General features: G+C 69.7%; 10 protein-coding genes. 2 read left to right on the forward strand and 8 right to left on the reverse strand.

Annotation, left to right across the window (positions count from 1 at the left end; all coding sequences use genetic code 11):
* Together D7V88_RS33600 and D7V88_RS33605 are read left to right on the forward strand one after the other, a co-directional pair.
* The coding region (locus tag D7V88_RS33600; protein WP_120544704.1) for a carbohydrate-binding protein at positions 1-819 on the forward strand (819 nt) is incomplete at its 5' end.
* Between the two features lie 227 nt (positions 820-1,046).
* A complete protein-coding gene (locus tag D7V88_RS33605) occupies positions 1,047-2,696 on the forward strand; it encodes a Rieske 2Fe-2S domain-containing protein (protein ID WP_120544713.1) in 1,650 nt (549 codons plus the stop codon).
* Between the two features lie 18 nt (positions 2,697-2,714).
* On the opposite strand, the gene uraH is transcribed toward D7V88_RS33605, so the two are convergent.
* From uraH to D7V88_RS33645, 8 genes are all read right to left on the reverse strand, one after another.
* Complete coding sequence (uraH, locus tag D7V88_RS33610) at positions 2,715-3,059, reverse strand: hydroxyisourate hydrolase (protein WP_120544705.1); 345 nt, start codon at positions 3,057-3,059, stop codon at positions 2,715-2,717.
* The gene (gene uraD / locus D7V88_RS33615) at positions 3,056-3,568 is read right to left on the reverse strand and encodes a 2-oxo-4-hydroxy-4-carboxy-5-ureidoimidazoline decarboxylase (RefSeq protein ID WP_120544706.1); all 513 of its coding nucleotides are present in this window, start codon (positions 3,566-3,568) and stop codon (positions 3,056-3,058) included. The genes uraH and uraD overlap by 4 nt, the downstream gene beginning before the upstream one ends.
* Entirely contained in the window at positions 3,565-4,587 is a 1,023-nt protein-coding gene (alc, locus tag D7V88_RS33620; protein WP_120544707.1) for an allantoicase, read from the reverse strand. Before alc ends, uraD begins: the two co-directional genes overlap by 4 nt.
* 27 nt (positions 4,588-4,614) lie before the next feature.
* Positions 4,615-5,961, reverse strand: coding sequence for an allantoinase AllB (gene allB / locus D7V88_RS33625; protein ID WP_120544708.1), 1,347 nt, complete (start codon positions 5,959-5,961; stop codon positions 4,615-4,617).
* Positions 5,958-7,400 carry an NAD(P)-binding domain-containing protein gene (locus D7V88_RS33630; RefSeq protein WP_120544709.1) on the reverse strand — a complete coding sequence of 481 codons (1,443 nt, stop codon included), beginning with the start codon at positions 7,398-7,400 and terminating at the stop codon, positions 5,958-5,960. The genes allB and D7V88_RS33630 overlap by 4 nt, the downstream gene beginning before the upstream one ends.
* Positions 7,401-7,490: 90 nt before the next feature.
* Positions 7,491-8,243 carry a hypothetical protein gene (locus D7V88_RS33635; RefSeq protein WP_120544710.1) on the reverse strand — a complete coding sequence of 251 codons (753 nt, stop codon included), beginning with the start codon at positions 8,241-8,243 and terminating at the stop codon, positions 7,491-7,493.
* A 20-nt stretch (positions 8,244-8,263) separates the two neighbouring features.
* Complete coding sequence (locus D7V88_RS33640) at positions 8,264-9,400, reverse strand: hypothetical protein (RefSeq protein ID WP_120544711.1); 1,137 nt, start codon at positions 9,398-9,400, stop codon at positions 8,264-8,266.
* 32 nt (positions 9,401-9,432) lie between these two features.
* Entirely contained in the window at positions 9,433-10,533 is a 1,101-nt protein-coding gene (locus D7V88_RS33645; protein WP_120544712.1) for a hypothetical protein, read from the reverse strand.
* Between the last annotated feature and the right edge of the window lie 76 nt (positions 10,534-10,609).

Below are 10,609 nucleotides of genomic sequence, written 5' to 3' on the forward strand. Positions count from 1 at the left end.
CCGCCAGAGCCCACGGCCCCCGAACCCACCCCCACGCCTGGCGGTGTGGATGGCTTTGGCGTGACGATGATGTACCCGTCGAAGGCGGGTGGAGAGGCGTGGGCGCTCGCGGAGGACGCGACGGCGGACGCGCGCTTCAACCCCCAGGGCACCATCACCCGCAACGCGGATGGCTCCTGGAAGATGAAGAGCTCCCAGGTGCGCATGAGCGCGTACCCGTCCACGGGCTACGACCCGAAGCAGATCGCCACCTATGACCGGGACGTGCTCGCGAGCCGGGGCTACATGCAGGCGGCGAACGACTGGAAGAACATCGAGATGACCGGCTTCGTGAAGGTCAACGCGGCCTCCAACGCCCAGGACAACTTCGCCTGGTACGCGCGCGGCGGGAAGCACAACGACGACCATGATGGCTGCGAAGGCAGCAGCTACAAGGGCGGCCTGCACTACGACGGGCGCGTGCGCTTCGAGAAGGAGACGTGGCACGTGTCCTACGACCAGGGGCAGTACAAGCCCGCCACCACGCCGCTGAAGGGCCGCTGGGTGGGCTTCAAGGCGGTGATGCGCAACGTGCCGGACCCGAAGGGCGCGGAGGCCGTGAAGCTGGAGCTCTACGTCAACGAGAACGCCGACAAGGTCACCTGGAAGAAGGTCTACGACATGACGGACGCGGGGGCCTGGGGCGGTGATGCGCAGCACTGCGGCGGCTCCGTGGGGGCGATGCCCATCACCTGGGGTGGCCCCATCGCGACGTTCCGGTGGGACAACGCCAACGACGTGGACTTCAAGTGGATGAGCGTCCGGGAAATCCAGCCGTAGCCCGGGTGCGGCACGGCGTCCGGTAGTCACCAGGGGAGGGGGGCCCACGACACGGCCTCCCTCCCTTTCTTGTGGGCGGCGCGATGCCCTTGTGGGCCGCTCGACACCCGTGTCGCACCTTGAAGCCCGTGGTCGGGGACGGGGTGGGTTCACAGCCTCTCAGACACCAAGGCACCTGCCGCCTGAGGCGATGGATCGCCTCCCACACAACCAAGGGGATGTCATTCATGCGGATCACCTTCCTGGGTCATGCGGGCTTCGCGGTGGAGACCGCCGGAGCGCTCGTCGTCATGGATCCCTGGTTGACGCCTCAGGGGGCCTTCGACTCGGCGTGGATGCAGCTTCCGCGCAACCACCACCTGGCACCGCGCGTGCGGGAGATGCTGGAGACGCCGGGCAAGGAGCGCTTCCTCTACATCAGCCACGAGCACAAGGATCACTTCGACCCGGAGTTCCTGGCCACGCTGGCCCGGCGCGACTTCACCGTGCTGGTGCCGAAGTTCAAGCGCGCGGAGCTGCAGGAGCTCTTCGCGAAGTACGGCTGCAAGCGCGTCATCGCGTGCGAGGACTCGCGCGAGGTCCCCATCAAGGGCGGCTACATCAAGCTCTTCGTCTCCGAGCAGGGGACGAACCGCGACTCCGGCGTGATGGTGCGCGGTGACGGCCAGTGCTTCCTCAACATCAACGACTGCAAGATGCATGACCGGCTGGCGCGGGTCATCGCGGAGGAGGGCGCCATCGACGTCTTCACCGCGCAGTTCTCCGGCGCCATCTGGCACCCCACCTGTTACGAGTATCCGCGCGAGACGTACGCGGAGATTTCGCGCAAGAAGCGCGACAGCAAGTTCGAGGCGGTGTCGCGCGCGCTGGACGCGGTGCAGCCCCGGGCCTACCTGGCCGCGGCGGGCCCGGCGGCCTTCCTGGACCCCGCGCTCTACGCGCTGAACTTCGAGGACGTGAACATCTTCCCGCGCGCTCCGGCCCTCTTCTCCTTCCTGGAAAAGCGCCTGCCGGACGCGCCCACGCGCTACCTGGAGCCCATGCCCGGGGATGTGTTGGATGCGGGCACGCTGGAGTTCGTCTCCCAGGTGCCGGAGCGCGTGACGGCGGACAACTTCCAGGCGTACCTGGAGACGTACGCGAAGGACATGGCGCACCTCTTCGAGGAGCGCCGCCGCGCCCTGCCGCGCGAGGAGGTGGAGGCCATCCTCTCCCGCCTGCACGTGGAGCTGCAGCGCAAGCTGGACCTGTTGGACCTGCATGACCGGGTGGGCATGCCCCTCTACGTGGAGCTGACGGAGGCGCCCACGCGGCTCTTGCGCGTGGACTTCAAGCACCGGCGGGTGGAGGAGGTGCCGGAGCTGCGCGACACCACGCGCTACGCGATGAAGGTGGGCGCGGGCGACATCGTGCGCGTGTTGGATCGCAAGCTGAACTGGGAGGACTTCCTCTTGTCCTTCCGCCTGCGCCTGAGCCGCAACCCGGACGTGTACGAACCCGTGCTGCACGGCTTCCTGGGCGTGGAGGTGGAGGACATCCGCGAGTTCTGCGACGGCATCCGCGCCACGGAGGCCCGCAAGGAGCGCACCGTGGTGGAGGCGGGGGGCAAGCGCTTCTCCATCCAGCGCTTCTGCCCGCACCAGGGCGCGGACCTGTCCGAAGGCTGGGTGGAGGAGGGCCGCTACGTGGTGTGCCCGCGCCACCGCTGGCTGTTCGACCTGCACAACGAAGGCGCCTGCAAGACGAACAACGCTTCGCTCTGCGCGGAGCCGCTCCTGGACAAGCCGGAGCACGGGCGCAAGGACCGCGGCGGCGACAAGGTCCCGGCCGACATGCCTCCCGTCGACAAGGCCCCCGTCGAACCGCCGCGCGCGTGAGTCCTGGCCCGTCGCTCCTCAGCTCCCCCGGTACGTGGAGAAGCCGTAGGGACTGAGGAGCAGCGGGACGTGGTAGTGCTCGTCGGTGGCGGCGATTTCGAACACCACCTGCACGTACGGGTAGAAGCCCTTCTGGCCCCGGGACTGGAACCAGGCCCCGGTGTCGAAGGTGAGGCGGTAGACGCCGGGCGCGAGCTTGGAGGCCGTGCCCAACAGGTCCTTCACCCGGCCATCCGCGTTGGTGACGCCCCGGGACAGCTCCAGGAAGGATTCACCCGCGGCCTTTGCTTCCAGGACGAGGGTGAGCCCTTCGGCGGGACGGCCGGTGCTCGTGTCGAGGACATGCGTGCTGAGCGTGCTCATGACGCGAGGAGCTTCTCCAGTCGGATGCGGGTGATCTTCGCGTGCTCCGCCGCGGCGATCCGGAGCTCCGCGTCAGAGGTGTTGTTCATGCGTCCCTGGAGCAGCGCGAGCATTTCCGCCGCGCTCTTTCCGGTGGCGCACACCAGGAAGATGAAGCCGTAGCGGGCCTCGTAGTCGCGGTTGCCCTGGGCCAGGGCCTCCAGCACGCGCTCGTCCGCGGCGGCCACGCCCTGCTGTTCCTGCGACGACCACTGCGCGGTGGAGGCGTACTTCTCCCGCAGCTTGGACACGTCCCCGATGCGCGGGTGGTGCGTGAAGGCCTCCTTCCAGTCCTCCGGCCCGGTGTGCTCCCAGGCGGTGGTGGCCTCCGCGTACAGGTGCTCCGCGTCGCGGAACGGGCGGACGGCGAGCATCGCCTCCACCCAGCGCCGGCTGCCGCAGCAGCGGGTGAGCGCCTGGGTGGCATCCTCCGTCGTCGCGGTGTTCAGGCGCTCCAGCCCGGTGGTCACGCCGGCTCCCCGAAGAGGCGCAGCCGGCTGACGCCGCCGTCCGGGAAGATGTTGAGGCGCACGTGGGTGATGGGGCCCACGTCCTTCAACTCCTTCTCGAACACGTGGCAGTGGTCCGCCTGGAGCTTGGACTGCGGCAGCAACTCCTTCCACTTGAGGTGCGTGGCATTGGCGAAGTCCAGGAGCGGCTCCTCCAGGTGGATGCCCTCCAGCGAGCAGCGGTCCGGGAAGTTGCCCTTGAAGAAGTGGGTGTCCACCTCCGCGCGGCGCAGGGTGCCGGGCGTGGCCAGCTTCACGACGATCCAGTCGAAGCCCGGCACGCGCTTGCGGCGCGTCTCCCAACCCTCGCCCATGTTGGCCGCGCGGCCCGGGAAGATGAGGTTGTCCTTCGTGCCGAAGAACTGGTCGTTGCACGTGACGACGGAGCCGCCGTTCGCCGCCGCCGCCAGGTCCACGAGGCCCGCCTTCTTCAGCGCGTGCCAGTCCGGCAGCACCATGCCATGTACGCGCAGGCGCGCGACGCCGCCATCCGGGAAGATGTTGAGGCGCACGTGCGTGAATCGCCGCTCGTTGGCCACCGCGAACAGGTTGCGAGAGCCGCCGCGCAGGCGCGAGCGGGGCACCAGCTCCGTCCAGCGCGACACGTCCTGGGCCAGCGACTCCGCGGACGGCTCTCCTTCCACCTCGCACGCTTCCAGGGAGGCGTACTCGGGGAAGTTGCCGATGAAGTGGTTGGTGTCCACGTCGATGCCGTGGATGGCGCCGGGCAGGCCCAGCTTCACGATGCACCAGTCGTAGCCGGGCACGCGCTTGCGGCGCGTCTCCCAGCCGTCCATCCACTTGCCGCGCTCGGTGTACTTGTCCGCGATGAAGACGCCGCGCCCGGGCTCCAGCATCGCTTCCTTGGGCGCGAAGAACTCGTCGTTGGCCAGCAGGGCCTTGCCGCCCACCTTCGCGGCGGCCAGGTCAATCAGGTCGGCGAATGCGACGTGCATCGCCCCGGGTGCTTCGGCTTGCATCGGTGTTCCTCTCCTGGACGGGACGGCTCAGCCGCGCGGCAGCCACTGGCCGATGCGCGGGCCCGTCAGTCCCTCGGTGGCGTCGAAGATACGCTGGCCGCGCAGGTATGTCCTCAACACCCGGCCTTCCAGCTCGCGTCCCGCGTAGGGCGTCAGCCGGTGGCGGTGGCGGATGTCCTCCGGGGCCACCTTGAAGCGCGTCTCCGGGGCGAAGACGACGAAGTCCGCGTCCCGCCCTGGCTGGATGGCTCCTTTGCGTTCCGACAATCCCGCCAGTTTCGCGGTGCGTCGAGCCATCCGCTCCACCAGCACGTCCAGCCCCAGGCCGTGGGCGCGCATGCCCGTCCACACCGCCGACACGCTCAACTGCAACCCGGCGATGCCGCCCCAGGCGCCGGAGAAGTCCCCGGCCTCCAGCTTCTTGAGCGCGGGCGTGCAGGGCGAGTGGTCGGAGACCACCAGGTCGATGAGGCCGCTTGCCACCGCGCGCCACAGCCGCTCGCGGTTCTCCGCCTCGCGGATGGGCGGGGCGCACTTGAAGTGCGTGGCGCCGGCTTCGATCTCCTCCGCGCTGAAGGTCAGGTAGTGCGGGCACGTCTCCACCGTGAAGGGCAGGCCTTCCGCCTTCGCCTTCGCGATGTCGTCCAGCGCGTCCGCCGCCGACAGGTGGACGATGTGCACCGGCGCCCGGTGCTTGCGGCACAGGTCGATCATCATCCGGATGGCGTCCACCTCCCAGGCGGCCGGACGCGAGGCCAGATAGCTGGCGTAGGCGCGCACGTCCCCCGCGAAGGGCGGCTCGTGGTCCGTCAGCTCCGCGTGCACCAGCAGGGGCACGCCGGCCTTCGCCAGGATGGGCATGGCGACATCCAGCACGTCGCGCGTGGCGGCGGGGAACTCGTCCACGCCCGAGTGCACCAGGAACGCCTTGAAGCCGGGGGCGCCCGCTTCGACCATCGCCTGGAGCTCGCCCGCGTTGCCGGGGATGACGCCGCCCCACAGGCCGTAGTCGATGGCGCACTGGCCCGACGCGGCGTCGGCCTTGGTGCGCAGCGCGGCCAGGGACGTGGTGGCGGGGATGGAGTTGAGCGGCATGTCCACCACGGTGGTGATGCCGCCCGCCGCCGCCGCCGCGGTCGCCGTGGCGAAGCCTTCCCAGTCGGTGCGGCCGGGCTCGTTGATGTGCGCGTGGCTGTCCACGATGCCGGGCAAGAGCGCGTCGCTGCCCACGTCCACCACCTGGGCGCCGCGCGGCACGTCCACCGTGGCGTCGATGCCTTCGATGCGCCCGTCGCGCACCACCACCGAGGCGGCGCGGATGCCTTCGGGCGTCACCACGCGCTCGCTGCGAAACACGGTCAGGGAGGTGCTCACGGCTCGAACTCCGTCATGGCGTAGTCGGCGAGCGCCCGGAAGTGCTGCTCGCTGTCGTCGGTGTAGAGCTGGCGGGTGATGCCACCCACCAGCCGGGGCAGGCTGTACTTCATGCCGGAGATGCTCGCGCCGCCAAAGCCCAGCGAGAGCAGGCAGCCGAACGTGTAGTTGAACACGCCGTGGATCCACGGCGCGGTGCCGGGCTCCTTCTCCTGGAACTCGAAGGAAGGGCCCAGGTACGGGTGGCGCAGCAGGTCCGCGTGCCGCTCGTTCTCCGGCGGCGTGAAGCGGTTCTTCCACAGGGCGATGTGCGGGTGCAGCTCCGCCAGCTCCGGCCGCATGGACAGGTCGGTGGTGAAGCCCGACGCGATGATGAGGAAGTCGAACGTGTGCGTGCCGTGCGGGGTGCGCACGACGGCCTGACCGTCCTGCTGCTTCACCTCCACCCAGGGGCTCTCCGCGTGCAGGTGGAAGGCGGAGGAGCGGCGTGCGCGCTCGAAGGTGTCCTTGGGGGGAAGCTGCCCCATCTCGATGATCTGCCGGATGAAGCGCCAGCGGTCCTTGTCGGGCAGGTCGGCGTGGTGGCGCAGGAAGCCCACGAACTCCGCCCAGCGGTAGGGATTGACGTTGGGCAGCTTCTTGCGCCGGTAGAACAGGTCCACCCGGCCCGCGCCCGTCTCCAGCGCCACGGAGGCGTTGTCGAACGCGGAGGCCCCGGCGCCGAGCACGCCCACGCGCTTGCCGCGCAGCGCCTCGAAGTCGATGGGGTCGTGCGTGTGGGCCCACAGCGAGCGGGGCAGGGGCTGCACTTCGGGAGGGGCCTCCCAGCGGCCGGAGCCGTCGATGCCGGTGGCCAGCACCACCTTGCGCGCGAGCAGGGTCTGCGTTTCACCCGCGTGGGTGATGGGCACTTCGAAGCAGTCCAGGTCCGCGCGCCAGTGCAGGGCGCCGGCCCGGGTGCCGCAGCGGATGGGAATGGCCAGGACGCGGCGGTACCAGAGCAGGTAGTCCGCCCACAGCTCCTTCGGGATGAGGGCCACCTGACGGAAGCCCTCTTCGCCATGCTGCGCCTCGTACCAGGCACGGAAGGAGAGGTTGGGGATGTTGAAGTCGGGGCCCGTCAGGTACTTGGGCGTACGCAGGGTGATCATCCGCGCGAAGGTCTTCCAAGGGCCGTGGAAGCCATCCTTGCCGTCGTCCAGCACCAGGACGTTGGTCACCCGCTCGCGCATCAGCCCGAACGCGGCGCCCAGCCCGCTCTGGCCACCGCCCACGATGAGCACGTCCAGGATGCGGCGGCCGTCCGGCGTGGAGCGCGGGGGCACCCAGCTACGGGCGGGGTAGGAGAGGATGTCCAGGTCGCGCCGGAGGGCGTCTTCCAGCGCCTCCAGGCCATGCGGGGGACGGGGCGGCGAGGCCAGCGGTTCGCGGTCTTGCATCAGGGCTCAAGCAACCCATGCCCGGATGCTTCATGCAAGGGGGCGGACGGCCAATCGCCCCCCTCCGGGCGTTGTCGGAGCCAGGGGGCTTCAGCGCCGCGAGGCGGTCCCGGCCTCCCGGGGCACGAGCAATTCAAACCGCACGCGCGCGTTGTCCGTGCGCATGCCCGCGGGCCCCTCCAGCGTGAGCGCATCGGCGGGCAGCACGCCTTCCCAGACGCGCTTGCCGTCCACGTACACCGTCAACACATCCGCGTCGATGCGGGCCCGCATGACGTGCGGCTCGCCCTGCGCCAGCCGGTCCAGGGGCTCCATGAAGCGCGGCCGGACGGTGATGTAGCCGCCATTGCCGCACTCGCCGCTCTCGTGTTCATCCGGGTTGCGCTTGAAGTTGACGACGATGCCCGCCGACGGCGCGATGCGCCACATGGCGTAGATGACATTGCAGCCGTCCAGCGCGCGCAGCTTGAGGCCCACCTGCTGGCGCTCCACGCCGGAGGCCAGCGGAATCACCGGGTCGGTGATGCCCAGCCAGGTGAAGCGCAGCCCCACGTCGTCGCCCGTGGTCTCCGGAGAAACAGCGCGCTGGCGCGGGACCTCGATGCCGAAGCGCGTCCCACCCAGGGCGGCCTGCTGCACCTCCAGCACCTTGCCCTGGGTGATCTGGAGTCGTTCCAGGGGAATGGGCTCCAGGCCCTCCGTGGGTGGAGGCAGGGCCGTCGGGGGCGCGGACACGACGGTGGGTTCCATCACGCTGTCGCGGGAGCCGTTACCGGCGCCCTGACTCAGGAGCAGGACTCCCGCCCAGAGGATCAACACCGCCGACGACCCCAGTGCGATCATCCACCGACGGCGCTCCTCTTTCATGACTTCACCCCGCCGAGCAGTGATTGCAGCGTCTTCAGATGCGCCCCCAGGTACGCCTGCTCCGCCTTGAGGCGCGCCAGCTCCAGCAGCAGGTAGTCCCGGAAGCGGCGCACCTGCCGCGTCTCCAGTTGCTCCACCTCGCGCAACTGCCCCTCCAGGTCCGACACCAGCGTGGAGACCTCGCGCAGCCGCTGTTGTTCGCCCTGTTCCGTGAGGCGCAGCTCGCCCAGCAACTGGCGCACCTGCCGGGGCGCGCTGTCCACCGCGTCGCGCGTCTCCTGGCGCCGGCCCTCGCGGGCCTGGGCGTTGGCCTTGCCCTGCCACAGGTGGCCGATGTTGTAGCCCACCGTGAGCTGGCCGAAGAGCGGCGTGTCCTGATCCACGTCGAGGATCTCGTCGAAGACCTCGTCGTAGCCGCCGCGCAGGCTCACTCGCCACGCCCGCGCTCTGCGCAATCCGCCGGCCAGGGCCTCCACCTGATCGTCCGCGGATTCGAAGGCCGTGAGCAGCGCGCCCAGGTCCTGGCCTTCCGCCACCGCGGGCTCGAGCCCGAGCCGGGCCCGGGCCTGTTCGGTGTCGCGGGCCAGCGAGCGCAGTTGATCCAGTCGCACCTGCACCGCGTTGAGCTCCTCCAGCGTGGCGCTGCCGTCGCGCAGCTCCTCGCGCAGCGAGGACACCAGCGTCTCCGCCTGGGGCAGGGCTTCGGCCAGCGCGCGCGCACGGGCCTGGAGCGCCTCCGTCTCACCCAGCCGCGAACCTCGCGCCAGGGCACCCTGGAGCGCCGCGAGCGCCTGATAGCGGCGGCACTCGGCCTCCGCGCGCGAGCGCAGCGTGCGGCCCCGGTAGATGCCCACGAAGTCGTAGCCCAGGCCCGCGGTCACCCGCATCTTGGGCGACCCCAGGGGCGTATCGTCGTTGCCCCCGATCGCGACCCCCGCGTTCACCGCGCCGACGCTGGCGAAGACCTCTGGCGCCCACTCCAGTGCGGCCTCCGCGCGGGAGGTGCCGCGCACCCGCTCACAGTAGCCTTGCGCGGGGTTGCTCCGGGCCCGCACCGACTCCACGTCGTCCTCCGCCAGGGCCGTGCCCAGCCACATCCCCATCAAGGCCCCACATGCGAGGCTTGTGCGCATCCGCCGCTCCATTTCCAGACTCCCGGGGGAAATCACAACATCAGCGGCGGGCGTCCCAGGTGCAGCAGGGCCTCGCGCGCGCTCGGGGCATCCCGAAGATGGAGTTCCACCATCACACCCCGCTGGTGATACTGGCGGATGGGGTGCTGCTGGGAGACCTCGCCTTCCAGCACGGCCCCCACCACGCCCACCTCACGGCACCACAACACCTTCAGCGCGCACGTGTAGAGCGGGGTGCCCTCGCGTGCGTTGGGCAGGTTCTCGTACGGCACGAAGGCCACGGTGAGGTTCTGCTCCACCGCCTTCAGGTACGGCGAGCCGTGCACCACCTCCACCAACTGGTTGAAGCGCTCGATGCTGTCGTCCAGCGCGCGCACGTCCGCCTCCAGGCTCGCGCGCTGGGCCTCCGCCCGGGCCTGCGACAGCACGGACTCCGTGTATTCGCGCTCCAGCCGGAGCGTGTCCGCCGTCAGGCCTTCGGGCGAGTTGTCGTTGCCCAGGCCGTTCTGCGCGGCGGTGAGGCCCTCGCTTTCGCGCTTGAGGCTGTCCAGCCGCATGTCCAGATCCACCGTCTCCTGCGCGAGCGACAGGTTGCTCTGCGCCATCTGCGCCAGGTGGTGGTTCATGGTGAGCACGGCCTCGCGCTCCATCAACTTCGCGCCGTAGAGCGCGCTCGTGCGCGTGCGCGCCAGTCCGCTGAACGCGCGGTTGGATTCGGCGATCTCCCCGCCCGCGCGCAGGTATTCCTGGCGCAGCGAGGACAGCCTCCGGGCCAGCCGGTCGCGGGAGGTCTTCTCCCCCTTGAGGGCCACGATGAAGCGCTGCTGGAAGGAGCGCTCCGCGGCCAGGGTGCGCTCGGCTTCCTGGAGCCGGTCCGCCGTCTCACGCCGCCGGGCCAGGAGGGCATCGCGCTCCGACTCCTGCTGCGCCGCCTGCGCGTTGAGTTGCAGGACGTTGGGGTCGGTGGGCGACAGGATGGTGGGCGTCACCCAGCTCTTGCTGGACAGGAAGAAGCCCTGCACCGAAAGAAAGGACAACAACCCCACGAGGATCAGCGCCAGGAGCACGGAGCCCATGGCCTTGTAGGCGGACACCGCGAAGGCGTTCAGCCGGTTGGCGAACTGTTGATTCATGGCTGCGTTCCCTCGCTTGCGGGTCTGACTCTTATACACATCTGACGCTGCCGACGAAGCTAGAAGTGTAGGTCTA

The sequence above is a fragment of the Corallococcus terminator genome (assembly GCF_003611635.1).
In the GTDB taxonomy this organism is placed as follows: Bacteria; Myxococcota; Myxococcia; order Myxococcales; family Myxococcaceae; genus Corallococcus; species Corallococcus terminator.

Coding starts and splice junctions, on each gene's coding strand:
- D7V88_RS33605 (WP_120544713.1), top strand. CDS start 1,047: ATGCGGATCACCTTCCTGGGTCATGCGGGCTTCGCGGTGGAGACCGCC.
- uraH (WP_120544705.1), bottom strand. CDS start 3,059: ATGAGCACGCTCAGCACGCATGTCCTCGACACGAGCACCGGCCGTCCC.
- alc (WP_120544707.1), bottom strand. CDS start 4,587: ATGCAAGCCGAAGCACCCGGGGCGATGCACGTCGCATTCGCCGACCTG.
- D7V88_RS33630 (WP_120544709.1), bottom strand. CDS start 7,400: ATGCAAGACCGCGAACCGCTGGCCTCGCCGCCCCGTCCCCCGCATGGC.
- D7V88_RS33635 (WP_120544710.1), bottom strand. CDS start 8,243: ATGATCGCACTGGGGTCGTCGGCGGTGTTGATCCTCTGGGCGGGAGTC.
- D7V88_RS33640 (WP_120544711.1), bottom strand. CDS start 9,400: ATGCGCACAAGCCTCGCATGTGGGGCCTTGATGGGGATGTGGCTGGGC.
- D7V88_RS33645 (WP_120544712.1), bottom strand. CDS start 10,533: ATGAATCAACAGTTCGCCAACCGGCTGAACGCCTTCGCGGTGTCCGCC.